Here is a 26038-nt window from a genome sequence, read left to right as displayed (position 1 = left end):
CTTTCGAATCTGCATATTTCCGGTAAGGTGAGCCGAGGCCGGCGCGATTGCTCGGCGCAGGCAGGCAAGGGCAGGGCAATGTTGTCGGAGCAGAGACGCCAATCGATCCTGGGCGAGGTGCAACGCAGCGGACAGGTTCGCATCAAGGACCTGTCGGACGGGTTTGGCGTGTCGGAGGTCACGGTGCGCTCCGACCTCGAAATACTGGACCGCAAGGGACTGCTGACCAAGACCCGTGGAGGAGCGGTGACCCGGACCACCGATTCGACGACGGCCGCGTTCGCGCGGCGGATGCAAACGAACCTCGACGCAAAGAAGCGCATCGCCCGGGCGGCGCTCGACCTTTTCGAGGACAACCAGTCGATCATCTTCGACGGTGGCTCGACCTTGATGCAGCTTGCCATGCAGTTACCGCCGCTCAGCAATGTCGTGGTCGCGGCCACGGCCATGAATATCGTGCAGCATCTTATGCATCGTCCCGGGCTCGACGTTCATATGATCGGCGGCCGGGTCTATCCCGACACGGTGAGCACGCTGATCACCGATGCCGATACGGCTCTCGGCGGCCTGGTAGCGCATCAGGTCTTTGTTGGAGCGCATGCGATAGACTCGTCACTGGATGTGGTCGACGTGAACGAAGACATGGCGCGAACGAAGCGAAACCTCGTTCGCATGGCCCGGCGCGTTGTCCTGCTCGCCGATTCGAGCAAATGGGGCGTCAGCGGGACGTCCAAGGCATTTTCGCTGTCGGCCGTCGATGTGGTGATCACCGACGATGGCCTGCCCGGTCCAATACGCAGCGAGCTTGATAGGATCGGGGCCAAGGTGATCTATGCCTGAACCCATCCCGGTCTCTGATGCGCGACGGAAAGCGCGCATGACCCACGGGCTTCGCAGCGGCCGTCGGCCGTTTTTCATGCCGGTCATGTTCTCCTCCTCACGCTGGCGGCCTCCCAATCCTGCGCCAGAACTCTCACATGCTCTATAAAAATTTTACGCGCGTCAACATTTAAAGTCCTGTATAGCGGATTGCGGGGGGTCGTGGGAACTGCAACGGTTGCGCAGCATGCCCTTGGCTTGGGAGGAAAGCTGGAAATGCACGGAAGATCAGAGACAAAGCTCGGCATCGGTGTCATCGGCTGCGGCAACATCTCGATGATCTATCTGCGCAATGCAGCGCTCTTCGGTGGTGTCGAGCTACGCGCCTGCGCCGACATTTCCGCTGACATGGCTGAGCTGCGCGCCAGGGAATACGGCATCCGTGCCCTGGGCGATGACGCGCTGCTGGCCGACCCCGATATCGACCTCGTGCTGAACCTGACAATCCCCGCGGCGCATTTCGATATTTCGTTGTCAGCGCTCTCGGCGGGCAAGCATGTCTTCACCGAAAAGCCGCTGGCAACCTCTGCCGCCGACGGCCGCCGCCTTGTCGCCGAGGCCGCGAAGCGCGGCCTGCTGATCGGCTCGGCGCCGGACACATTCCTGGGTGCAGCCGGCCGCCGCGCGCGCCGGCTGATGGATGACGGCGCGATCGGCAAGCCGGTGACCGGCACCGCTTTCATGATGGGACGGGGCATGGAGCACTGGCATCCCAATCCGCAATTCTATTATCAGCCCGGCGGCGGTCCGGTGTTCGACATGGGTCCCTATTACCTGACCGTGCTGGTCAATCTGCTCGGGCCGGTCGAGCGCGTCATGGCGATGGCGACGCGCGGCCAGGAGGAGAGGCTGATCACGGCCGACGGGCCGTTCAAGAACACGACATTCAAGGTCGGCACGCCGACCAACATAATGTCGCTGCTCGAATTCCGCTCGGGCGCCACCGTCACCTTCGGCGCCTCATGGGATGTGTTCAAACACTCCAACCATCCGATCGAACTGCACGGCACCGAAGGCTCGCTCAGGCTGCCCGATCCCGACACGTTCGGCGGCACGGTCTCGCTGTCGGAACGTGGCGCCGACTGGGCCGTTTTCGCCAGCGAGAGCGAACTCTACGGCGCCCGCAACTGGCCCTATTCCGCGCCCGACCGCGCCAATTACCGCATGCTCGGCGTCGCCGATCTGGCGCGCGCGCTGGCCACGGGCAGAAAGCCGCGCGCCTCCGGTGAGCTGGCGCTGCATGTGCTTGAGATCATGGAGGCGATCCTGGCTTCGGGCGAAAGCCGTGGCTCGGTTGCCGTCAACGGCACGGTCGACCAGCCGCCGCTGCTTGGCGAAGACGAAGCCGCAACCCTGCTTGCCTGACGGAGGTTCGCCCGTGACGCCATCGCCACCGTCCCCGTCGCCCCTAGATCCGGAGGCCCGGCATGTGCTCGAGCTCGGCAGCCAGGCCGGCGCGCCGCCGTTCGAAACGGGAACGCCTGAGCAGGCGCGCCGCGCCTACAATGAAGGCTTCCCGACCCTGCAAGGCGAGCGCGAGCTGGTCGCGTCGATCAGCGAGCGCATCATTGCAGGACCCGGCGGTCCGCTGAGGCTCAGGATCTATCGCGGGCAGGGCGCGCCTTCGGCAGGCGCTCCGGCGCTGCTTTATCTCCATGGCGGCGGCTGGGTAATCGGCAATCTCGACTCGCATGACGAGATCTGCCGCTGGTTCGCCAACGAGGCAGGCGCTGTCGTCGTTTCCGTCGACTACCGGCTGGCGCCGGAACACAAATTCCCGGCGGCAATAGAGGATTGCCGAGCGGCACTTGCCTTCATGCAAAGCGCCGCGGACGAACTCAGCATCGACGCTGCCCGCATCGCGGTTGCCGGCGACAGCGCCGGCGGCAATCTCGCCACGGTGCTCGGCCTGCTCACGCGGGGGGACAAAAATCCGCCGGCAGCGCAGCTTCTGTTTTATCCCAACACCGATGCCGGGCAGACGGCCGACAGCTATCGCCGCTTCGCCGCAGGCTTTGGCCTGACCGCCTCGACCATGGCCTGGTTCCGCGACCATTATATCCGCAATGCCGCCGACATCGGCGACTGGCGTACCTCACCGCTGAAGGCGGAAAGCCTCGCCGGTGCGCCGCCCACCTTCATCGCCATCGCCGGTCACGACATCCTCGCCGACGAAGGCGAGGCCTATGCCAGGCGTCTGCAGCAGGCCGGCGTGCCGGTCGTGCTGGAACACTGGCCCGGTCAGATCCACGGCTTCGTCTCGATGGGCCGTCACGGCCCGGCAGCGAGACAGGCGGTTGCCGCCGCCATTGCCGCGTGGCGAAGCTTCGATCCTGCCTTTGGAAAGGCTCAAGCGGACTGACGCATCACCAGGGCGGCGTCGAGGCTGACCTTCGGCGCGACGTTTGCCGTATCCTCGTTGAGCAAAGCGAGCAGTGTCTCGACGCTGCGCCCCGCCATGGCGGCAAAATCCTGCGCGATGGTGGTCAGTGCGGGGCAGGTGTAGCGGCTCAGCGGATGGTCGTCATGGGCGGCGATACGCAGGTCGCAATCGGCCTTGCGGCCGATCTTCAGCCCTTTCGCGAAGGCTGCCGCCATCACGCCGAAGGCCAGGCGGTCATTCGCACACAGTATGGTCTTGCCGGGCAGACCCCCGGTCTTGCCGGGCAGACCTCTGGTCTTGCCCGGCAGGCCGCTGGCCCCGAGCATCTGTTCCATCTGCTCGTAGCCGATGCGCTCGAAATCCCATGTGTAGTCTCGGGTGTTGCCGATAACCACCGGCTCCTGGCCAAGCTGACGCATCGCGGCGACGTAACTGTTCAGGCGCTCCGGCGAATTGTGATTGACATGCGGGATGTCGAAATAGATCGGGGCGTCGCCGGAGCGGCAGAGATAGTCGACGATGGTCGAGACGCTCTGGGCATTGTTGTTGCCGACAAAGGGCGTGCCGCCTTCAAGATAGGTATCGAAATAGACGACCGGCATTGTCTGGGTCAGCTTCTCCAGCGTGCGCCGGTCCGAACGCAAGCCGAGCGGCGCGATCAGCGCGCCCGAAACTTTCAGCGACAGGATGGTACGTGTCGCCTCCATTTCGAGCTCGGTTGAGCCATGCGAGGAGATGACGATCGGCCAGTAGCCCTCGTCGCGCAGCCTGAGCTCGATGCGGCTGACCATTTCGGAATAGAAGGGATCGGTGACCGTCGGTACGACAATGCCGATGGCGCGGGTGCGCTTGCGGTTGAGGTTGCGGGCAAACAGATTGGGCTGGTAGTCGGACGACCGCAACGCCTCTTCGATGCGCTTGCGCGTTGCCGGCTTGACGCTGGTCGGATCGTCGAAATATTTCGACAGCGTCGGCCTGGAGACGCCGCAGGAGCGGGCGAAATCCTCCATCGTCTTGTGCGTCATTGGCATTCAATCCTCGTCTGGCACGCGCCAGAACCTCGGTCATCCCTTGACGCTGCCCACGGTCCTGCAGCCGGCGCGTCCGCCACGCAACGGCAGACGAAATTTACAGGAAACGTCAGTGGGTTCAACGCGCAATGACAGATTATACCGTGCGTAAATTTGTTCAATTGACGCGAAAATTGTCGCGCATCAAAGTCTCGGTCACAAAGAGCGCTGAAAAGTCCAGGCACCATGACACAACAGATCGATCGGCTTCTTTCCCAGCTATATCGTCGGCTCGATGCCGCCGCGATTGTGATCGGCGATGCTATCGATCCGCGCTATGGCGACGACCTCTCCGGCAAGGGCGGCGGCCAGCCCGAACTGGTCTTGCGTCCGCGCAACGCCGCCGACGTCGCCGAAATCCTGCGCCTATGCAGTGGTATCGGCCAGAAGCTGGTCGTCCATGGCGGCCGCACCGGGCTGGCCGGCGGCGCGCGCGTGCAGCCGGGCGAAGCGGTGCTGTCGCTGGAGCGCATGACCGCGGTCGAAGCGCCCGACCGCGCCGCGGCAACCATCATGGCAGAGGCCGGCGCGCCGCTGCAAATGGTGCAGGAAGCGGCCGATGCAGCCGGCCTGATGTTCGGCGTCGATATCGGCGCGCGCGGCACGGCGACGGTCGGCGGCAACATCGCCACGAATGCCGGCGGCATTCGCGTGCTGCGCTACGGCATGTACCGCGCCCAGGTTCTGGGGCTGGAGGCCGTGCTTGCCGACGGCTCGATCCTGACTTCGTTGCGTGGCCTGGCCAAGGACAATTCGGGATACGATCTCAACCAGCTTTTCATTGGCACCGAAGGCACGCTGGGCGTGGTTACTCGCGCCTGCCTGCGGCTGCATCCCAAGCCCGCCACCGAGGTTGCCGCATTCTGCGCGCTTGGCTCGCTGGGGGCGGCCATTGCGCTGCTCGACCTGCTCAAGCAGCGGCTCGGTCCCTTGCTGTCAGCCTATGAGGTGAATTTCTCGCCGCTCTACGGCTCCATGATTGCCGGCATGGCGGCGCCGGCGCCGCTGCCGGCCGGCGCGCCGGTTTACGTGCTGGCCGAGATCCAGGGCAACCAGGCCGAGCTGGACGGCGAGCGTTTCGCTTCGGTGCTGATGCAGGCGGTCGAAGACGGCATCGTCGCCGACGTGGTCGTCTCGCAGTCGCCGCGCGAATTCCGTGCGCTATGGGATGTGCGCGAAGAGGCCAACCGCTTCCTGTTTGCGATCGAGGGCATGATCGGCGTCGACATCAGCATCCCGTTGGCGACCATGGCGGATTTCCTGCGCAACGCCGAAGCCGCGATCCACGCCGTCGACAGCAGCGCCGAGATCTACGTCTTCGGCCATCTCGGCGACGGCAATCTGCACTATCAGGTCGACACCACGGAACCGGCGGCCGCCTATGAGATTATCTATCGCGGCGTGGCGGCATGCGGTGGCGCCGTCTCGGCCGAGCACGGCATCGGCCTCGACAAGAAGAAATGGCTGAACCTCGTGCGCAGCGACGCCGAGATATCGGCCATGCGCCGGCTGAAGGCGGCGTTCGATCCGCACAACATCCTCAATCCCGGGCGGATTTTCGATATCGTTCGATCGCCAGGAGGGATCTAACTTGCAGCTGGCGAGAGCAGCGCGTGGAAGTCGACCGTTCTCATCTGCTCGATGCCGTCCAGAGTCATATTTCCCGCGACATAGACGATGATCGCCAGACCGAGCCAGCCGATCCAGCGATACCTGGCAAGCAGCGCCGCCACCAGCGTCGAGGCGACCGCCATCAGAACCACCGACAGGATGAGACCGAACACCAGCGCATTCATGTCGTGGGCGGCGGCGCCCGCCACGGCCAGCACATTGTCCAGCGACATCGAGACATCGGCGACGACGATCTGCAGGATCGCGGTGCGCAGCGCCTTGGCCGGCCGCGCCGTCGCAAGTGCTGCGGCTTCAGTGTCGACGTCCTCGCCGTCGCCGGCCGAGCGCAACTCCTGGAACATGTTCCAGCACACCCAGAACAAAAGCATGCCGCCGACCAGCATGATGCCCGGAATTTCAAGCAGCTGCACCGCGATCACCGCAAAGACGATGCGGATCACCGCCGCCGCGGCAATGCCGGCGACGATCGCCTTCTGCCGCAACGCCTTGGCAAGGCCTGCGGCCGCCATGCCGATCACCACGACATTGTCGCCAGACAGCACAAGGTTGATGGTGATGACTTCCAGATAAGCGGCGACAGTCGTCTGGTCGAAACTCATAGAGCGGTCTCCCCGGAAGGCTCCGGCTGGTTGCGGCGGATCGGACCGATGTCTGCGCAAACGCGAAGACAGCTGATTTGAGTGCAGCCCGGCATTGAAACAAGACGCCAGCGCGGCCAATCGGTCCTCATCCACGGAATTCATCGCCGGGTCGTGATTTCCGACCAGAAATGCCCGCCCCAGAATGCCCATCATGGAAGGGAAGACAAAAGCGTTCCGCTTGCCTATCAATATTGCCGACCAAAGGAGAGACGAGCATGAGCAAGACGGCACTGATTTTCTGGGGCGGATGGGAGGGTCACACGCCGGCCCGCAGCGCCGCTGTCGTCAGCGAGATATTGACCGGGCATGGCTTCGAGGTGCGGATAGAAGAGGGCACATCCGCGCTCGCCGATCCGCAGCTCCCGGTCATCGATCTGATCGTGCCGGTGATCACCATGTCGACGATCGAGAAACCGGAGCTGCAAAACCTCACCGCCGCCGTCAGCGGCGGAACCGGCCTTGCCGGCTTCCACGGCACAATGGGCGACAGTTTTCGCAACGAGCCGAACTATCAGTTCATGACCGGCGGCCAATGGGTCGCGCACCCCGGCGACATCATCGACTACCGTGTCGACATCATCAGCGACGATCCGATCGTCAGGGGTATCGAGGGTTTCGCCTACCATTCCGAGCAGTATTACATGCATGTCGACCCGAGCAACGAGGTGCTGGCGACGACGACGTTCAGCGGTGAGCATCTCGACTTCATCGACGGCGTCGTCATGCCCGTGGTCTGGAAGCGCCGCTACGGCAAGGGCCGCGTCTTCTTCAGCGCGCTCGGCCACACCGCGGATGAGTTTTCCGTCCCGCAAATGCGCACCATCTTCGAGCGTGGGGTGCTGTGGGCCAGCCGGTAACCGGGGCCTGTCCGAGCAAGCAACGGCGATATCACGCCTCCGCTACTCGCTAAGCCGCGGCTAACGCTCTATGCTGGCTGAGGTCACGGCGTTCGACCGCCGTCATCGCAACTGAAATGTGTTGTCACGGGGGACATGCATGTTCGGGGTCGTCGGATTAGTAAGGCATGGAAAGCCGTCGCAGCGCTGGCGTCCGCCCGCTCTGGTGGTCGTGGTGTTCGGTCTGTTGCTGCTTGCGCCGCACGCGGCCAACGCGCAGCTGAACTGGACGCTCGATCCGGCGAATTCGACACTTACCTATCAATCGGTGAAGAAGAACACCATTGTCGAAACCAACAAGATCAGGAACCTCTCGGGCACGCTGACATCGGATGGCGCCGCCAAGGTCACGTTCGACCTCAACTCGGTCGACACCGGTATCGACCTTCGCAATGTCCGCATGCGCTTCCTGTTCTTCGAAACCTTCAAATTCCCGACGGCGGAAGTGACGGCGAAAGTCGATCCCGCCGCTTTTGCCGATCTCGCCACCAAACGGCGCATGAGCGCGCATATCCCGTTTCGCCTGAGCCTGCACGGCGTCGACAAGGACCTTGAGGCCAATGTCGTGGTCACCATGATCACCGACAGCATGGTGTCGATCGCCTCGGAGGCGCCGGTCGCCGTGCATGTCGAGGATTTCGGCCTGTTGCCCAACATCGAAAAACTCCAGCAGGCGGCCAATGTCAGCAGCATCGTCCCGACGGCTTCGGTGTCGTTCGACTTCGTCTTCACCGCTGATGGGGCCAAGCCGGCGGCGGCGCCTGCCGTCGCCGCCGCAGCCCCAGCCGATGCCGGGCCGGTCGCCACAGATGCAGGCAAGACGTCCTTCAGCGACGATGAATGCCTGAACAGGTTCGAGGTGCTGTCGCGCACCGGCGCCGTCTATTTTCGCCCAGCCAGCGCTCGGCTCGATGAAAAGAGCCGCCCACTGCTGGCCGAGGTGGTCGGCGTCGTCGGCAAATGTCCGAAACTGAAGGTCGAGGTTTCGGGCCATACCGATTCCGACGGCTCGCCGACGGCCAACAAGAACCTGTCGGAACGGCGCGCCAAGGCGGTCGCCGACGCGATCATCGCTGCGGGCATTCCATCGGCGCAGATCACGGCTTCCGGCTATGGCGAGGAAAAGCCGGTGGCGCCGAACGATACGCCGAAGAACAAGGCGCTGAACCGGCGGATCGAGTTCTCCGCCACGCCGCTCTCCAACTGAGCCGGTCCTTAACTGAGAAGGCCCGTCAACCGAAAAGGAATCCGGTGCGTTTGGACATGATTGCAAGTTGCGGCAACTTCATGCGCGGCATCGGCCTCGCCGTGCTGGCGCTTGCGTTGACCATGACCATTACCATGACCGCGGCCAGTGCCGAACGCCGCATCGCCCTGGTGCTCGGCAATTCCCATTACCGGAACGCGCCGGTGCTGCCCAATCCGGTGAACGATGCGCAGGCAATGTCCGATCGCCTGAAGGGGCTGGGCTTCGAAATCGTCTCCGGCCTCGATCTCACCAAGGCGCAGACGCAGGAAAAGATCGCGCAATTCGCGCGGCAGGTGCGTGGCGCCGATATCGCGCTGTTCTTCTATGCCGGTCATGGCCTGCAGGTCTCGGGCAGGAATTACCTGCTGCCTGTCGATGCGGCGCTGGAGGACGAGACCTCGCTCGACTTCGAAGCCGTGCAGGTGGACTTCATCCTGCGGCAGATGTCGCGCGAGACCAGCATCAGGCTGGTGTTCCTCGACGCCTGCCGCGACAACCCGCTCGCCGATGTGCTTGCCAAGGAGACTGGCGGCGACAGCACGGCAAGCAGCGGCCTTGCCGAAGTACCGATCGAGAATGGCGGCGCCGGCACGCTGGTCGCCTTCGCTGCCAGTCCCAACCAGCTCGCCTATGACGGACCGGGCGAGCACTCGCCATTTTCGGCGGCGCTGCTTGCCCATATCGGCGAGGTCAACGTCTCGATCACCGAAGCGATGAACCGGGTTACGTCGGATGTGTTCAAGGCCACAGCCGGACGCCAGCAGCCCTGGGTCAACGTTTCGCTGACCACCGATGTCGTGCTTCACAAGGTCGATCTCAAGGCGCCGCTGATCGTCGGCGATTCCGGCGCGGCTGCGCCCGAAGGCGATACGCAGGCGCGCACCGGCGCGGCCGCCAATCCGCCGGGTACGGACGCCGGCGAGCAGGCGCTGGAACAGCTGCGTGAGGAAATTCCGAAGCTGGGCTCGGACGCGCCAGTCCTTTTCGACGTTCCGGTCAATTTTGGCGACCCGGCGATCGACGGCAAGAGCATCGCCCAGCTCATTCAGGGAAAGCCGCACTTCAGTCCCGTCGAGGGCCTGGAAAAATCCGTCTGGGACAACCAGTGCAGCAACTGTCATCAATGGACCGAGGAGCGGCTGTGCGACCAGGCCAAGACCTACGTCACCAATGACGTCTCGGTGTTGCGCCTGCAACACCCGCTGGGCACGCGCTTCAAGGTGGCGCTCGGCAAATGGGCGCAAAACGGCTGCAAATGAAACCGCCGCAAGTTAATTTAGAGCATGACCCAAAAAACGGGTACCGATTTTAGATCAAAGATCAGATTTCAACTAAATCTCGTCATGATCTAGGAGCAATCAGGCTCGGCGCAGCGCCTCGGTTTCGGCCAGATGGATGCCCATCTCGACAAAGGCGGTGAGCACGGAGAAACGGTCCGCCACCGCAACCCGCGCCAGTCCGGCCAGTATGCCGGCATTGACGGCATGCGCAGCCGGCAGCGGCCGCAGCCTCGACCCGTTGGTCTGCGGCGTCAGGCCATTGATGTGCCGTTGCGCCGCTAGCGCGATCCAGCCGGCAGGCGTGTGCTGCTGCGTCATCGCCGCCCCGGCGACAGCCTCCCGGCGGGTTGCATTGTTGGGGTCGCCGACCCACTCCTGGATCAGTGCCAGCGTTGCGAGGTCCTGCTCTTCGAGCAGCTCGGTCAGATGCCCCAGGCACTCATGGCCCCACCAGATTGCGGCCCGGTCAGGCAGGAGATAGGCGCAAAAGGTAATCGCTTCCTCCGGGATGCGCCCGGCCATCAGCCGGCGGCAGAACTCGAGCGAGGGTTGGTCGGTCGGAACAGCCGTCATGTCCCGGGCGACAGCCGTGTTCGCGGCGAAGAGATCGCGTGCGGTCTGGAATCGAAGCCCGTTGACCATCGCTGCTGTTATCCTCCCCCAGCCCTCACTCAACCCGCCTGCGAGGCGCGGGTCAAGGCTGTCGACCACCACATGTCCATGACGTTGTTCACAGACAAACGCCTCACGGTTTGGTATATTCCACAGCCGACCGTGATCTCGACAGATCATTGTCGAACAGGAAGAGTTGGCCCGGATCCATGGATCGGGCCTGAGTGAAAATCGGATGCTCGAAACGGGAGTAACCGTTATGCAGCGGCACATTTCAGTCTTGGCATTGGCGACCGTGCTTTTCTCGACGCACGTCTATGCCGACCCACTTCAGAAATCGGAAGACATCGTGAAGTTCTTTGCCGGCGCTATCGATCACGGCGCGGCACGCGGGATTTGTGTCGGCACCGAGGACGAGTGCAAGAGCAAGACCAGCCAGAAAGAAAAGCCTCCGGAGAAGACCGGCCTCGATATGCTGATCAATTTCAGCCTGGATTCGTCCGAGCTCGACGCCAAGGCGCGCAGCGAACTCGACGAATTCGCCAAGGCGCTGAAGGACGATCGGCTGAGCAAGCTGTCCTTCGTCGTCGAAGGCTATACCGACGCATCCGGCTCGGCGACCTACAATGAAGGCCTGTCGCAGCGCAGGGCGCAATCGGTCACCGCCTTCCTCGAATCCAACGGCATCGAATCCACCCGCATCAAGGCGGTCGGTCTCGGCGAGGCCAATCCACGCAATCCCGATCCCTACGATCCCGTCAACCGGCGGGTCGAGATGCGGATCAAGGCGCAGTAGCTTCGCGGGTGCGTCTTCCGGCCGTCGTCAAACACAACGCCGCGCGTCCAACGGACACGCGGCGCTTTTATTGTTTGACATGATCGATCAGTTCTTGAGCACGCCGCCGACCGCTACGCCGGTGCCGAAGATCAGCGCCTTGGTCAGGAAATCATTGTTGTCCCGCGGCGGCGGTTCATCCTCGCGCACGACCTCGCGGTTGCGCCTTTTCTGCACGAACTGCTGTTGCCGGCGCGGCTTCTGGGCGTACTGCTTCTTGCGTGGCTTTTCCGCCACCGGCTTCAGCGTGCGGGCCTTCTGCACCACCTGTTTCTTCTGCTTGTCCACGCCGGCCTGGTCGGCCTCGTGCTTGGCACGAACGGCCTCCATCATCGGATCCGTCTGGACAACCAGGAACGCCAGTTGCTCGCGCGTCAGGAAGGTGGTCGGAGGCAGCCCGTTCCCCTCTTGCCAGTCGCCGATCGCTTGCCGGGTCTTGGCGCCGATATTGCCGTCGACGCGGCCAAGCTCGTTGCCCAGCGCCTCGACGCGCAATTGCAGGTCGATGCGGCCCTGGCGATCGAGACCGATCGCGTTCTCCGTCGCCTCGGTGCCCAGCACCTTCTTCATGTCGTCCGAAATGCCGACCGAGGTGCGTACGGCAGAACCCGAGTTCGCTTCTTCGGCAGCAAGCGCGGCGACTTCCCGTTCCTGGGCTTTCGGATCGTTCAGCGAGTCGATGTTGAGCCGCGCCACCGTCGCGAAGCGGCCATTCGGGAACTGTTCGAGATAGGCTTCGTAGAATGGCGCGGTGTTGCGCTTCGAGGCCTCGTCCCAAAGCCGCTGCTCGACTTCCCACGAAGGCGGTTCGCTGGTGACGAGAGCAGGGGCGGGCGCTGCCGCGGCGTTCGCGTCATCGGCGGCCGGTCTTACCATCGGCGCGGCTTGGGCGGCCGGTTTGCCAAGGAAGACCTCGCGGCCCAGCGATGCGTTGTGCCATGGCCGCTGGCGGCCTTGCGTGGTCTCGGCCACTTCGCCGCGCACCCGCGTCAGCGCGCTCTGGATCTCGACGCCGGGTTCGGTCAGGTGCCTGGCGAGCGCGGTCGAGTAGGGGCTGTCGACGCCGTTGCCGTCAAAGGCGATGGCGCCCGGGTCGGTGGCATAGGCAATCAGGATGCCGCCGGTGCCGACGCCCTCTGATTTAGGGTCGATCGGCGCCAGGCCGGTGCCCAGCGCGGTGGAGCGGGTCTTCGGCATCGCGGCCGCCAGTGTGCGTGCCAGCGGATTGTCGCGGCAGGCATCGAGGATGATGACGCCGACCGCCGGGTCGGGTGGCAATGCGGCCATGAAGTCGTCGATCTGGACGGTGCGGGTCTTGAGATAGGCAGGTGACGTCAGTTCGGCGTCGACCGGGATCAAAAAGTTCTTGCCGTCCACCTGCATGCCGTGGCCGGCGTAGAAGATTACGGCGAGGTCGGCATCGTAGGACCGCTCGGTGAATTTGCTGATCAGGCTGTGCATGCCGGCATTGTCCTGGTCGACACCCTCGATCACCTCGAAGCCGGCATTGCGCAGCGTCGATGCGATGAGATGCGCGTCATTGGCCGGATTGGGCAATTCGACGGCATGGACGTATTTGCTGTTGCCGATGACCAGCGCGACGCGTTTGACGCCACCGGCATCCGGCGCCGCCGCCTGGACGGTGCCAAGCGCGGTCAGCACTAACAGAACAATTCCGCTCAAAAGGACGGCAAACGCTTTCATGGGATCGGCCCTCCGCCCCAATGGGGCGCGTTATTGATGGCTGCGCATGCTAAATTTCACCAGCGAGTGTATCGCTTCTGCCAAAATGGCTGTTGGGCGTATGTGATCCCAGCCACAGTTTTGGTTCACAAGGACCCAAAAACCTTCCCAAATATCCGCAAACATACCATTCGCCGGCCTCAGAACCAATCGGCTTGGCGAAAGCCGGGGCGAACTGCCAGCTCTAGCCCGGCTCAAGAGCATTTTGGATCGAGCCGACCAGTGCCGTTATCGCCTGCTTGTATTTTTCGAACTCCGGCGATGTCTGGCGGACTTCCGTCGTCGTCTGCTGGCCCGCATCGGTGGTGGCGGGCGTCGGCAATTTGCGGCCCATCTTCCGTTCCGCCCAGTCGACGACGTAGCTGGCGGTCTTGCCGGCAAGAAACGGGTTGGCCTGGATAACGGACGAGCCGAGCACGGCGCTCAACTGCGCCGATCCCGGCGACGCCAGCACCTGATGGGCGCCTTCCATACCGAGGAAATGGCAGAGATAGAGCCGGCCGGCGGTGATCTGGTGGCCACGCGCCTTGAGATAGGCTTCGCCCTCGCGCGCCAGATTGCGCACCATCTCACGCGAGATGGTGGCGTCGTAGCGCAAAGCGAGCAGGTCTGCGGTCGACAGCGATCGCGCGAGTTCGGGACGATAGGTGTTCATCATCCGGATCCAGGTCTTGGATATGAACTGGCCGGCGCCTGTCGCCGAAGACAGCGGGTTCTTGGCCCGCGCGCTACCGCCCGATTCGACGTGGACGATACGGTCGGTCAGCGTTTCGACGGCGGGATCGCTGGAAGTGACGGCGATTGCAGCGGTCACTGTTCCGAGGGGATCGATCGCCTGACCGCTCTGGTAGAGTTCGAAATGCAAATGTGGCCCGGTCGACAGGCCGGTGGTGCCGATATAGCCGATGATGTCGCCGGCCTTCACCTTGGTGCCGACACCGCTGGCAATGGCGAATTTCGACATATGCGCGTAGCGCGTCTCGCGGCCGCCGCCATGGGCGATCTTGACCACATTGCCGTAGCCGCCGCCGTCGCCCTGGAAGATGATCTCGCCGTCGAAGGCTGCGGCGATCGGGGTCCCCACGGGTGCTGCCCAGTCGACGCCTTTGTGGATGCGAACAACGCCCAGGATCGGATGCTTGCGCGGCCCGAAGGTCGACGTCATGACTCCGTTGACCGGCGTCACCATGCCGTTGGCCACCGTCAGCGAGCGCACCTGGTCATCGCCCGAGACGCAGGAAAACTGGCCGTCGCTCTGCTGGAAAACGAAACAATCGAGGCTCTTTTGCGTGCCTTGGATGCCGACATAGAGCACCCGTCCGTCGGTCTCGTTCTTGCCACGCGGCGTCTGCGAATAGATCAGCACAAGGCGCTGGTCCTCGCTGGCGAAAGCATCCAGATCCTGTCCGCGCGACAGATACATGATGGCTTCGCCGATGACGCCGCTCGGCACATTGTTGCGGGCCGCCGTCGAGTAGATCGCGTCGAGCAGGCGGTATTGCCGTTTCTGCGTGCCTTCGGTCTCGGCGCCCGAATAATTGAACAGGTCCTCGCGCACCCACGGGTCGACGCCCGACACGAAGGCGCCGGCCGCGTTGCGTGTCAGCGTGCCTACAAAGACGTTCCTGGCGTAGATCGAGACCTGCATCAGCGACATCGTCGTGGTCTCGCGCGTCGGCCTGAAGCCGCGCATCGCCACGACATAGCCAGGCTGCAGGCCGTCCTTGTCGAACAGCGCCTTCAGCCCCTCGCCGGCAAGCTTTGCGTCGTCGGCGGAAAAATGCGCATCGAGCGCCACGCTGTCCAGGCTGCGGTCGTTGAGGATTTTCACGAAAATGTCCTCGGTCGCCTCGAAGCGCTGGTATTCCGAGCTGACGGTGGCAACGCTGGTGTTGTTTTCGACCGGTGTCTTCTGAAAGGCGGGGAGTGCTGCTTCGCCCTCATCGATGGTCTCGCCCCAGCCGGCCTCGGGGTCATCGGCCGCCGCCGATGCACCCGGAGCGACCTGCGGGTCAGGAGCTGGGCCGGAGGCCGCCGGAGCCCCGTCCGCGCCGGGCGATGGTTGAAGATCGTTCTGCAGGTCATTCTGCGGATCGCTGGGTTCGGCGGGTGGCGCGACCGCAGTCTTCCGCTGCGCCTGAAAGAAAGCGAAATCCTCTTGCGTCGAGGGGATCGTCGTCATGAATTTTTCGCTGGCGCTCAGCATCACGTCGGAGAGAACCATGATCTGAGGGGAGATGCCGGCCTGGTCGAGCTCCGCCGGGCGCGGCATCCCGCGGCTCTTGGCAGCGCCCGCCTCCGGCGCCAGTGTGATCCACATCGGGTCGCCGGCAAGGTCGATGATGGCCGGCACGTAGACCGATGCGTCGGCCGGCACGTCGTCCGAGCCTTCGACGGCGTGCAGTTCCTCGTCTTCGTCGCCGAACGACCAGTAGTCGGCGGTAAGATAAAAGCCGGTGGCGATCGCGGCGAGGACGATTGTCGCCAGGCCAGCCGCCAGCCCGAGCCAGATCCTGCGCCTGCGCAGCGCGGCGCGCGCCTGCTTCTTTGCTTTGAAGCTGGTGTCGATGCTGTGCGTCACGGCGCGCTTCCGGTCAGGAAGAAGGTCCAGCGCACCTGTTCCTGGGTGTCGACTTCGAGAAACTTCGCCGCGATATGGCCGCGCTGCCAGCATTCATCGATGCCGCGGATCGAGAACCGCCGCCGCTCGATGCACATGTCGGTGGAGCCTGCCAGAATGGCGTGGCCGAACACATCCGTCGCGTAGATGTAGATGTAGCGGTTGGTCAGCTCCTCGCGGATGACGTTGACGCATTGATTGGCGCCGATGGTCCACCAGCCATCGGTCTGGTCGGCATCGTCGACCTTCTGGCCGACGGCAAGATTGACGACGTCGAGCGTCTGGTTGCAGACGGTGAATTCGGCGCGCGCTTGCCCGGTGGAAAGAAGCGCCAGCAACAGCGTCGCGACCGCGCTCGCGGCGAGCTTCACCCGCACGTTCCGGGCAAGCAGGACGGGATCTCGGCGACGACGTTGCATCGGCGTCGTGCTAGCCGCCGAGGCGGAAATATTTGGCGGTCGCCGAAAATGCCGAACTCCTGGCGCCGATCTCGTCGAGTATCCTGGGCAACAGCACCGAGGCCGGCGTCGGCGTTGTGAAGTCCGCCGCCTTAATGTCCTGCGGCCCGGTGATCACCATGATGATCTGCGGCAACGCCTTGCCAGCCGCCTTGTCGGCGGCGCCGAGCCCGATCGGGATCGAGAAGGTCGCCTTGTCGGCTTGTACGACAACATGGTCGTCGAGGTTGAAGGCGATGCCCCTGTGGTCGATCAGGAACACGCTCGACACCAGCCCGCCATGCGTCACCAGCGTGCCGTCGATCGGCGAGCCGTCCGGCACCGATGTCTGGTCGAGGACAAGCTGCGGCCTGTCGGCCGTGCTCGCGCCCATGAAACGCAGGAAGCCGGTGATCCCGCATTGCGGGGGCTGGATAAGGCGGACGCTGATATCCGGCTCGACATGGAACTTCGCCTGGAATTCCCCAAGCAACTGTTCGAAGGGTGGCACCGACGTGCCGAAGCCCTCGATCGCGACACCCTTGTCGGCGGCCGACGTCACCGTCGCAAAAAAACAGTCACCACCATTGAAGGCGCGTACCCAGGTGACCCGCTCCGCGGCCGCATCGGCCGGTGGCGGCACCTCCGGCTTGGGCACGTTCATGGCAACGGGCTCTGCCGGCTTGTCGGCCTGCTCGCCGCTGGCAATATCGGGCTGGCTCGGCTTAGGCTCCGCGGTCGGTTCAGGCGCCTGCATGTCCGGCTTGGGCTCCTGCGCGGTCGGTTCAGGCGCCTGCGCCTTGGGCTCGGGCGGTTGAGCGGTGGGTTGCGGCGTCGGTGCTGTGGGTTTGGGGGCCTCGGCCGTCGGTTCAGGTGTTTGCGTGGCTGGCTCTGGGGCTGTCGCCTTGGGCTCTACCGGCGTGCTGACAGGCTCCGGGTTCTTCGCGGCATCGGGCTTCGACGGGCCGGATGGCGGTTGCAGCGCGACGGTCTTGTCGGTCGGTTCGGCCGGCTGCGGGGCCGTAGCGCTCGACGCGACTGGTGGCGTCGGCTGCGGCTCGACCGGCGCTTTGGCCTGATCTTCAGCCGCAGTCTCCGCTGGTTGCGTCTTTGGCACCGTCTTCTCGACCGGCGCAGTGTCCGGAACGGGCTTGTCAGCGACGATCGGCTTTGTCAGTTCGGGTTGGAGCGGCTTGCCGGTGTCGGTGACGCGAGGCCGGTCTCCGAATCCCACGATACCCGATGCATAGAGCCCTCCAAGCGATACCACGGCCACCGCCGACAGCACCGCGATCGTCAGATTTCTGCCTGTAGTAGCACGCTTCGGCGGTGTGCTTGCTCGTCTGGGAGTTTCAGCAGCCGGTTTCGGCTGCGACAGGTGCGCTGGGCGCACGTGCGGCACGAAAGACGGCTCCGCCGTGCCGCTTGGCGGGGCCGAACCGAAGCCTTGGGCCGGCGAGTCCCCGATCTTCGAAACAGGCCCGGCGGTTTGCCCGGTTCGCGGCAGGCCGGGCCGGGGCGCAAGCGAGGCCGGCGGCAAGGTCGCGTCGCTGTCGTCGCGCGTCAACCGGGCGATTTCGGCCATGCTGGCCGGTCGATCATCCGGGTCAGGCTGCAGCATCGCTTCGACAATGTCCCTGAAATCGGCATCGATGCCGGAGAGATCAGGCACGGTCCGCCGTTTTTCGACGATCTCGTATTGCGAGCCGCCCATGTCGATCGGCTTGCCGCGCAGCGCCGCCGCCAGCACCAGCCCCAGGCTGTAGATGTCGGACTGTTCGCTGACCTCGCCGCCATAGAGCCCGAGCTGCTCGGGAGAAACATAGTTGTATTTTCCGGCGAACTTGCCGCCGATCAGCGTCTCGCCACCGACCGCGGCCGATCGCGCAATGCCGAAATCGATGATTTTTGCCCGCTCGACCCGGCCTCCCGGCAGGATGATGTTGTCGGGCGAAAGATCGCGGTGGATGGCGCCGGCCTGGTGCACGGCGCTCAGGCCCGAGGCCAGCCGGTGGCACAGTTTGCGCACATCCGGAGTCGCCATCGCCCCGCCGCGCATGATGTCGTAGAGCGACTGGCCGTCGACGAATTCCATCGCCAGATAGGGCCGCCCGATGCCGGGATCTATGGTGAAGACGTGGTAGCGCACGACCGCGTCATGCGACAGATGGTTGAGGATCGAGGCTTCCTTGCGAAACAGCGACAGGATCGTCTGATCGCGGGCGAATTCCGGCAGCACGATCTTGATCGCGACATGATCGCCGGTCTGGATGTTGTGGCCGCGATAGACTTCGCCCATGCCGCCCGACGCGATGCGTTCGTCGAGCTCGTAGATGCCGCTGAGCTGCGTGCCGACGCTGGTATCCGCCATGTTGGGCAATAGCCGGGTCTTGTCGTCGGAGCTCATCGGTCGTGGCCTCCTGCTCGGGACAGGCCATTGCCTTTGTCTCTGATCTTGACCAGAACGATGGTGACGTTGTCGGTGCCGCCGCGCTCAAGCACCATGGAAAGCAGCTTTTCGCAGGCAGCCTGCGGCGCTGCCGAGAGCACTGCTGCCGCAATTTCCGCGTCACTGACATGCGCCGTCAGCCCGTCCGTGCTGAGGATGAAGATGTCGCCGGCAAGGGTCTCTCCCTGCTGGAAGTCGATGGCGATTTCGTCGTTGACGCCGATGGCGCGGGTGATGACGTTGCGGCGCGGCCAGTTCTCCGCTTCGGCTGCGCTGATCGCGCCGCTGTCGAGCAGTTCCTGCACCTCGGTGTGGTCGCGCGAAATCTGCGAGATCGCGGCGTTGCGCACGAGATAGACGCGGCTGTCGCCCGACCACAGGCAGGCGAACCTGCCGTCCATGGCCAGCAGTGCGGCAACGGTGGAGCCGATGGTCACGCCGCGTGAGCGCGAAATCCGGCGAATCTCGGCATGCGCCCGGTTCAGCCGATCCTCAAAGCGGGCGCGCAGATCCGGCGCCGAACTGGCGATGCCGATCGTCGCCAGATGCTCGACAATGCTTGCCGAAGCGACTTCTCCGGCCTCGTGCCCGCCCATGCCGTCGGCCACCACCCAGAGGCCGATCTGCGGCTCGACCAGAAAGCTGTCCTCATTGTGGTCGCGCACGCAGCCCTTGTGGCTCACGCCGTAGCTCTCAAAGGCGGCATCGTTCACTTGCCTACGCTCCGCAACGCCTTGGCTGACGTGCCTGGCCAGTCTGCCACAGCCCCATTCATTAGAGTATCGAAATCTAAGCCGCTGATGACGGACGGTGTGGTGCCGCCGCTGTCTCTGCGTCCTGCAATCTTTGGTCCTGCCATGCAATCAGAAAGCCTTCGGACAGCTGAACGCGGAGAGCGCCGGCAGCGTGAACGGATTACCGTCCTCCCCGGTCTTGATCGTGTAGGCGACATCGCGCCCGCCGATGAGGAAATGCGCTTCGAGACTGTCGCCATTGGCGGTGACCTGCCCCTTGTCCAGCAATCGTTTCAACGCCCAGGGACCGTCGAACTTGATTGCGGACTCGCGGCCGGGCAGCTCCGGCGTCAGGCTGAGACTGGCCGAACCGGTCTTGCCCGGCCACGGAATCAGGCCCGGCGTGTTGCCGGCTTGGGTGGCCTGCAGCACCTGGCCGTCGATATTGAGCAGCGCCATGTCGGCATCGCCATGCAGCGACAGCGGCGTGAAGGTGATGTTGATCGACGGCACCGGCCCGCCGAGCGGAAAGAAAGCCGCGCGGATTTGTGCCGCGAGCTGAAAGTTCTTCAGCGTCGATTTCGCCAGATTGCGGCCGAACCTGGTGTCCTGTTTCCAGTCCCAGTCCTGGCCGCTCATGTCGACCAGCGACGCCAGGTTCTGCGCGAAAAACCGGTCGAGAACCCCACCCGGAGAAAACAATCTGGCAAAATCCGCCATGGCGACATCGTCGGTGCCGGCGGGGGCGAATGGAAAGCGCCCGGCAATCACCTCTTCGCACGGACGGCCGACGGTCTCCTCCAGCATCTCGTTGAGACGCGTGGTCGACGTTTCGGCGACGGTGCCCTCGAAATCGTCCGCCGCCGCGCTCACCATCCTGGCCAGCGCCTTCGGCAGCCGCGAAGCATTGGCGCGTAACGTCGAGATCTGCAGCTGCAGATTGGCGTTGGCCTGGTCCGTCTGGGCGGGGACATCGGCGGCCAGCCGCACGCTCTGATAGATTTCGCGGAAATTCTGGGTGAGGGCGTCGAGCGGCCGCTGCCCCGGCGCCCCGGCCACCAAAGCCTGGAAAGACCGGAACTGGGCTTCGATGTTGGCGCCGGGATCCTGGTTCTGCGTACTGACAAAGGCGGTCCCGGCCCTGCTCTGCGATTTGCGCGCTGCAAGCTCGATGCCGATGCGGGCGAGGCCCTTGGCGCGTGCCGCGATTTCCTGGCCACTGTCTTGAGACGGCGCAGCCGGATTGCGCTCTTGCGTCAAAGCTGTTTCGCGCGCGATCGCCTCGAACAGCTGCATCAGCGGCGAACTCGGTGATCCCGCTGCGGACAGCGCCAGATATTGCGGTTTGTCGGCGGCCATTTCCTTGAACTTCAACCTGTCGAGCACCTCGTTCCACGCCGCCGCAAAGCCCTTGCCATAGCGATCGAGCAGCTCCGGGCCGAGCTTGAGCAATTCCTGGTCGAAACCGCCTTGCTCGCCGCTCGAGCCGATCACCCATTGATCGTCGACCAGCGCCTGCGCGCTCCTGGCAAGTTGCGCCAGATAGAAGTCGAAGCCGGCATGGGTGTAGAGACCGGGGACGCGAAGGCCGGCGAGATCGTTTCCGTCATTGCGCTCGAACAGCATCGGCGCCTCCGCGCCGGCTTGCGATGACACCGAAAAATCGTCCAGCGCCGCCGCATAGGTGGCCGACTGGATGAGCGCGGTGGCGCGATCGGCAAGGCTCATGCGGCCGAGCGAGCGCTGGGCGGATTCGACCAGCGCGCGGTTGAGTTCGAACGAGGGATCCTGGTCATCGTCGAGCGCCAGCATGGCGCGCAAATGCTTCTCCAGTTGCGCCCGGCCGTCGCGATTGTGGGCGCCGGGATAGCGGTTCTGTTCCCAGTCCCGCTTCAGCCAGGTGACGACCAGCTCGTCATCCACTTTCGGCGCCTTGCCGCCCAGCATCAGGTAAATCTTCAACGGCTCGTACAGCGCCATCGGATCGGCCATCCTGGCCTCGATCGTGCGTTCGAGCTGGAACAGCAGGCGCGAGCGGAACATCCGCTCCAGCCCTTGCCGGTAGGCAGTCTCGGAAGCCGAAAGGATACGCTCACGCTGGCTGAGGCCGAACGTCGCCGTGGCCGGGGTGGGCTGGTCTCTCGTATCGTAGCCGGCCGGCAGGCCGCGCAGCGCATCGAGCGCGCCGATGACGGTTTCGAGGTCGGCATCCAACACCGTCGTGCTGGCCAGCAGCGGCGCGGCTGTCGCGCGGTATTGGCCTGCCGCCTGGCCGGTCGCGGCGACCAGCGATTTGTTGGTCGTAAAGCTCAGGCCGAGAACGCCAAGCGCGGCGATCGCTATGGCCGCGATCGCTGTCAGGCCGGCGTAGCGGGCGATCGCAACGCGCCTGTCGGCCGCCCTGTCATAGGACACCCAGCCGGACTCGGCGAAAATGACGCGGCTCAACAGATCGTGCAGGAAGAAGCTTTTGCCGGTGCCGGAAAGATGCGCCTGGGCATTCCTGCCGAAACTGCGGCCTATGCTGCCCAGCAACTGGTCGATCGGCGTGCCTTCCTGCGTGCCGGAAGAAAAATACAGGCCGCGCAGGGGGGCGTTCAGCTGCTTGCGCGTCGGCTCGAAAACGCCCTCGAGGAAATTCACGATCCGGCCTTTCAGCGCACCGAGCTGCGCGGCGAAGCCGAAAATGGCGATGCGCGCGACCGGATCGGTCTCCGCCTGCAGCCGCTCGCTCATCTCTTCGGTCAGGCGCTTCACCAGCGCGTCGAATTCGGCTGGCGCTTCTGCGACCATGTTCAGGCCGCGCTCGGCGGTCTGGAAGGTCGCGCCCCACACCTTGCTCCGGCGTGCTTCGTCGAAACCGCCGAAATATTCCATGAATCCGGAGACCAGGTCGGCCTTGGTGAACAGCACGTAGACGGGAAAGCGGACCTTCAGGACCTCGTGGATTTCCTGCAGGCGGCTGCGGATCTTGGCGACACGGGCCGCCTGCTCGCCGTCCGCCATCAGATCGGCAAGGCTGATCGCCAGGATGACGCCATTGATCGGCTGACGCGTCCGGTGCCGCTTGAGCAGCGACAGGAACGCCAGCCAGCTTTTGCTGTCGGTCCATGCATGGGAATCCTGCGTCGTGTAGCGCCCGGCCGTGTCGATCAGCACCGCCTCGTCGGTGAACCACCAATCGCAATTGCGCGTACCGCCGACACCCGCCACCGGCTGCGCCTGGCCCGACCCGGCAAGCGGAAAGTTCAGGCCGGAATTGACCAGCGCGGTGGTCTTGCCGGCGCCCGGCGGGCCGATGACGATGTACCAGGGGACGTCGTAGAGGAAGTTGCGCTTGCCGCTCGACTGCCTGAGCGTCGCGACTGCTTCGTTCATGCGAGCTTCCAGCACCTTTGCATCGCTGCCGTCATCCTCGGCGCTGGCCATGGCGGCCTCCAGCGCCTTCTGCGCCTTGCGCCTGCGCCAGAACCGGATTGCATAGATGATCGCCACCGTTCCGACGACGATGCCGATGATCGCTGCCCGAAGCCAGATGGGATCCAACGGCCGGGCGCCGGCAAAGCGGATTAACGGGCCGGCGTACCAGACCGCGGCGGCAAAGCCGGCGAGCGCGAGCGCGCTGAAGATGCGCAGCAGCCAGCCGGTCACAGCATCTCCTCCCGCGGGATCATTACATCGACACGGCGGTTTTTGGCGCGGCCGTCCGGCGTTGCATTGTCGGCGATGGGCTCGTCCTCGCCCTTGCCCTCGACCTTTGTCCGCGACGGATCGCTGAAATGCGCTGCGATCATCTTTTCCACCGACTGGGCACGTGCGACGGAGAGGTCGAAATTCGATTTGAAGACGCTGGTCTTCTTCGGTTTGACGTTGTCGGTGTGGCCGACGATCCGGATCGGCCCGCGCTCCGCGTCGAGAGCCGCCGCGATGCTGGCGGCCACCGGCTCGAACTCCGGCTTGACCTCGGCTCGTCCCGACTGGAACAGCAGGGCGTTGCTGATTTCCACGATGATGAAATCACCCTTGGTGCCGACGCTGACGCCGCCGCCTTCGATCTCCTTGGCCAAGGCAGTGCGGATGCGATCGACCTGCGCAATCGTCGTTGGCGCTGCGACGACTTTCACCTCCTCGGTCAGCGGCACGAAACCGGTGCGCTCGATGGTGACCGGCGTCGCCGGATTGAGCGCCAGCAACTCGCCGGCAACAGCCTCGCCATCATTGGTGATGAGCACGCGCAGCGTGAAAAAGGCTGCGGTCAAAACTGCCGCGGTTGCAGCGGCTATGGCCCAGAGCGGAACCCGCCTGGAGCCTTGCGCCGATGTGACCGACAAGCCTTGCCAGCGCGGCGAGATGTCGTCGTCACCGAGGACGCGGAAATAGGCTGATGTCTCGTAGACGTCGCGGCGGACCCGTTCGAGGCTCTCGCGCGGCTGGCCGCGATACTGGCCTTCGAAGCCAAGCGACAGGCAGACATGCATCAGCTCGATGGGATTACGATGAGGTTCCGGCGTCGCCAGCACCGTGTTCAGCGCCTGGAAAAAACCGGCGCCGGTGGGTTTGACCTGGAAGAAGCGCTGCAGCATGGCGTGCTGCGCCCACGCATCCCGGCTGGAACCGGGCAGATTGGCGACGATATCGTCGGCGGTTTCGCAAAGCACATAGCTGGCGATGCGCGCATCCTCTTCCGAGGTATCGGTCCTGGCGATCTTGCGGTCGAAATCCTCGATCAGGCCGGCGACATGCTGCGCCAGCGGCTCGGCCGGTCTTTCGACAGCCATCAGCCGCAGATGCCCAAGCAGTATCAGCAAGGGCGCCGCGGCAGCGACGATCGGGTTGGCCGCGCCATAATCGACGGCATCGCTGGCGCCGAGCAGCGCATCCCATGGCGTTTTCCCCGCCGTCCCGGCTGAGCCGTGAACGGGCGGATCGGCCGGCGCGTTGGCGAAGGGCGTTCCCTGATAGATCACCGTCCCCGTGACGTCGGACGGCGGCTGGCGGCCGGCGTTGGGATCGAAAACCGTGGGTTCGGGGACGCTGGCAGGGGCGATCACCGTACTGCCGGGGGCCGGCGCATCGCGGGCGAGAACCGTCTTTTGCTTGCGGCCGGGATTGGGGCGGCTGGGGCGGATGACGGTTTTGCCGGTCGGATCGAAAGGATCATCCTTCGAGCTCATCGCCGATCCCTGCCTCTACGCCCGCGCGCCGCGACGCACAGCGCCATGTCCGCGCAAACGCGGACCGCAGGACGCTATCTCGCCGTGACATGACATGTGCCGCAGACCCCCGAGGTCGACCAACCGTACCCGCGTGCTCAATCGTCGTATGTGATCGTAGTCTCAGAAGGTTGCGATGGAAACCCGGCGCAATTTTGGTCGCCGGCCGGTGCCCGGGTCGGCCTTCACGGTGTCTTCAGAAGTGCGCGGGCTTAGCCCTTGCCGGTCTTCTGCTTGGCGGCCTTGGCATAGGCTTCGCTGAAATAGGTGAGGAATATGTCCAGCATGCCGTTCTCGTGCGCTTCCTCCTTGGCCCGCCAGGTCGCGACCAGTGCGTCCCAGGCGCGCGTCTTCTTCGAGGCAAAGGAGGATGGCGGCAGTTTTTTCGCAATCGCCTCGGGCGACAGATCGTCAAGCAACCGCGACAGCGCCGCCTGCATGGCGGCGAAGGTTGCGAATTCATGCGTCTTGAGGTCGTGGAAAGCGTCTTCGATGCTGTGCCGGGCATCGAGATAGCCGGATCTACGCCGCGCGAACATGATGTCGAGGATTTCGTCTGTCCCGGGCACGAACTTCAGCGGATTGTTGTCGGCGGAATTGATCATGGTCCGGTCGCTGGTCTTGGCCAGGACTTTCGCGGCGGCGCGCGCCTTCAACAGCAGCACCAGTTCGTCGACGACGATGCGCAGCACCGCGCCGATCTCGCCGGCCACCTCCTGCGGCTGGCGCAGCAAAAGCACCTCTGGCGGAATGCCGGCGCCGGCGGCAATCGCGCGCAGGATCTCGTCGGCTTGCTGCGGCCGGCTGGAGAGCGAAGCGGGCGGCGCGGTCGGTGACCGTGGCGATGCGGCATGGTCTGGAAAGGATCCAACGGGCATCTGCCGTTGCGTCGAACCATGGCCACCGAAGGCTGGGTTCCCGTCATCGATCGATACCGAGACGATATAGCGGCCGATCCGGAGCCGGTCACCTTGCGCCAACCGGTGCGGGTCGGTCAGGCGCTGGCTCGACCCGTTGACGAATGTGCCGTTGCGCGAGACGTCGTGGAGAAAAAAAGCGCCGCCTTCGTAGCGGATTTCGCAATGCCGGCCGGAGATGAACTTGTCCGGATCGGGCAAGGTCCAGGCACAGTTCTCCCGCCCAATCTCGAAGCCGCGGTCGCGCGATGCGTATCCGGGCGGCAGCCCGGCAGGCAGGACATCGACATTGCTGATCTGCAGACTGATGAACATGCGCTATGGACCGTCGACCGCTGCCGTTTCCATTGATCCGATGTGCCACAGTCTAGCAGCTTGCGGGCACAGCGGGAGAGCGGCGTTTCACACTGGCGAAAGCGGCGCAAACAGCAACGGCCTGCCGCTTGTC

Annotated in this window: 19 protein-coding genes; 8 read left to right on the top strand and 11 right to left on the bottom strand. The window is 64.3% G+C overall.

The genetic code is table 11. The features are described from left to right. Positions 1-78 precede the first annotated feature (78 nt). From ACYG9R_RS04920 to ACYG9R_RS04910, 3 genes are all read left to right on the top strand, one after another. Positions 79-840 (top strand): DeoR/GlpR family DNA-binding transcription regulator, encoded by a 762-nt coding sequence (locus ACYG9R_RS04920; RefSeq protein WP_023686999.1) that lies wholly within the window; start codon positions 79-81, stop codon positions 838-840. A 255-nt stretch (positions 841-1095) separates the two neighbouring features. Continuing rightward, on the top strand, positions 1096-2244 hold the full coding sequence (locus tag ACYG9R_RS04915) for a Gfo/Idh/MocA family protein (protein WP_023823534.1): 1149 nt from the start codon (positions 1096-1098) through the stop codon (positions 2242-2244). A gap of 64 nt (positions 2245-2308) precedes the next feature. After that, positions 2309-3241, top strand: a complete 933-nt coding sequence (locus ACYG9R_RS04910) for an alpha/beta hydrolase (protein WP_245260036.1) — start codon at positions 2309-2311, stop codon at positions 3239-3241. On the opposite strand, the gene ACYG9R_RS04905 is transcribed toward ACYG9R_RS04910, so the two are convergent. Then, on the bottom strand, positions 3229-4293 hold the full coding sequence (locus ACYG9R_RS04905; protein WP_023834883.1) for a LacI family DNA-binding transcriptional regulator: 1065 nt from the start codon (positions 4291-4293) through the stop codon (positions 3229-3231). The genes ACYG9R_RS04910 and ACYG9R_RS04905 overlap by 13 nt on opposite strands. Before the next feature lie 225 nt (positions 4294-4518). Between ACYG9R_RS04905 and ACYG9R_RS04900 the strand changes: the two genes are divergently transcribed. Then, positions 4519-5922 (top strand): FAD-binding oxidoreductase, encoded by a 1404-nt coding sequence (locus ACYG9R_RS04900; RefSeq protein WP_023823531.1) that lies wholly within the window; start codon positions 4519-4521, stop codon positions 5920-5922. On the opposite strand, the gene ACYG9R_RS04895 is transcribed toward ACYG9R_RS04900, so the two are convergent. Then, positions 5919-6563: a YjbE family putative metal transport protein gene (locus tag ACYG9R_RS04895; protein WP_023699775.1), complete on the bottom strand. Its 645-nt coding sequence runs from the start codon at positions 6561-6563 to the stop codon at positions 5919-5921. The genes ACYG9R_RS04900 and ACYG9R_RS04895 overlap by 4 nt on opposite strands. 257 nt (positions 6564-6820) lie before the next feature. Here ACYG9R_RS04895 and ACYG9R_RS04890 point away from each other — a divergent pair, with 257 nt between their 5' ends. From ACYG9R_RS04890 to ACYG9R_RS04880, 3 genes are all read left to right on the top strand, one after another. Further along, positions 6821-7462, top strand: a complete 642-nt coding sequence (locus ACYG9R_RS04890; protein ID WP_023699774.1) for a ThuA domain-containing protein — start codon at positions 6821-6823, stop codon at positions 7460-7462. Positions 7463-7601: 139 nt separating this feature from the next. After that, on the top strand, positions 7602-8708 hold the full coding sequence (locus ACYG9R_RS04885) for an OmpA family protein (RefSeq protein WP_023804396.1): 1107 nt from the start codon (positions 7602-7604) through the stop codon (positions 8706-8708). A 56-nt stretch (positions 8709-8764) separates the two neighbouring features. Then, positions 8765-10009: a caspase family protein gene (locus tag ACYG9R_RS04880; RefSeq protein WP_031194609.1), complete on the top strand. Its 1245-nt coding sequence runs from the start codon at positions 8765-8767 to the stop codon at positions 10007-10009. 99 nt (positions 10010-10108) lie between these two features. Here the strand turns inward: ACYG9R_RS04880 and ACYG9R_RS04875 are convergent, their stop codons facing one another. After that, on the bottom strand, positions 10109-10672 hold the full coding sequence (locus ACYG9R_RS04875) for a DUF6931 family protein (protein ID WP_023735648.1): 564 nt from the start codon (positions 10670-10672) through the stop codon (positions 10109-10111). Positions 10673-10901: 229 nt separating this feature from the next. On the opposite strand from ACYG9R_RS04875, the gene ACYG9R_RS04870 reads away from it, so the two are divergent. Further along, on the top strand, positions 10902-11438 hold the full coding sequence (locus ACYG9R_RS04870) for an OmpA family protein (protein ID WP_023714865.1): 537 nt from the start codon (positions 10902-10904) through the stop codon (positions 11436-11438). A gap of 87 nt (positions 11439-11525) precedes the next feature. On the opposite strand, the gene ACYG9R_RS04865 is transcribed toward ACYG9R_RS04870, so the two are convergent. The 8 genes from ACYG9R_RS04865 to tagH form a co-directional block, all read right to left on the bottom strand. Then, a complete protein-coding gene (locus tag ACYG9R_RS04865) occupies positions 11526-13181 on the bottom strand; it encodes a caspase family protein (protein ID WP_023823529.1) in 1656 nt (551 codons plus the stop codon). A 223-nt stretch (positions 13182-13404) separates the two neighbouring features. Beyond that, positions 13405-15801 (bottom strand): M23 family metallopeptidase, encoded by a 2397-nt coding sequence (locus ACYG9R_RS04860; RefSeq protein ID WP_023823528.1) that lies wholly within the window; start codon positions 15799-15801, stop codon positions 13405-13407. Beyond that, positions 15798-16259: a DUF1036 domain-containing protein gene (locus ACYG9R_RS04855; RefSeq protein ID WP_023667922.1), complete on the bottom strand. Its 462-nt coding sequence runs from the start codon at positions 16257-16259 to the stop codon at positions 15798-15800. The genes ACYG9R_RS04860 and ACYG9R_RS04855 overlap by 4 nt, the downstream gene beginning before the upstream one ends. Positions 16260-16269: 10 nt before the next feature. Continuing rightward, positions 16270-18684, bottom strand: coding sequence for a serine/threonine-protein kinase (locus tag ACYG9R_RS04850; protein ID WP_023823527.1), 2415 nt, complete (start codon positions 18682-18684; stop codon positions 16270-16272). Beyond that, positions 18681-19439 carry a PP2C family protein-serine/threonine phosphatase gene (locus tag ACYG9R_RS04845; protein ID WP_023687014.1) on the bottom strand — a complete coding sequence of 253 codons (759 nt, stop codon included), beginning with the start codon at positions 19437-19439 and terminating at the stop codon, positions 18681-18683. The genes ACYG9R_RS04850 and ACYG9R_RS04845 overlap by 4 nt, the downstream gene beginning before the upstream one ends. 150 nt (positions 19440-19589) lie before the next feature. Next, a complete protein-coding gene (tssM, locus tag ACYG9R_RS04840; RefSeq protein WP_023823526.1) occupies positions 19590-23111 on the bottom strand; it encodes a type VI secretion system membrane subunit TssM in 3522 nt (1173 codons plus the stop codon). Continuing rightward, the gene (tssL, locus tag ACYG9R_RS04835) at positions 23108-24634 is read right to left on the bottom strand and encodes a type VI secretion system protein TssL, long form (RefSeq protein WP_023823525.1); all 1527 of its coding nucleotides are present in this window, start codon (positions 24632-24634) and stop codon (positions 23108-23110) included. Before tssL ends, tssM begins: the two co-directional genes overlap by 4 nt. A 251-nt stretch (positions 24635-24885) precedes the next feature. Next, positions 24886-25905, bottom strand: a complete 1020-nt coding sequence (gene tagH, locus ACYG9R_RS04830) for a type VI secretion system-associated FHA domain protein TagH (protein WP_023823524.1) — start codon at positions 25903-25905, stop codon at positions 24886-24888. Positions 25906-26038: the final 133 nt, after the last annotated feature.

This window comes from Mesorhizobium sp. RSR565B (assembly GCF_054719465.1).
The sequence above is the reverse complement of the archived record's forward strand: the minus strand, read 5'-3'. Positions and strand labels throughout refer to the sequence as shown.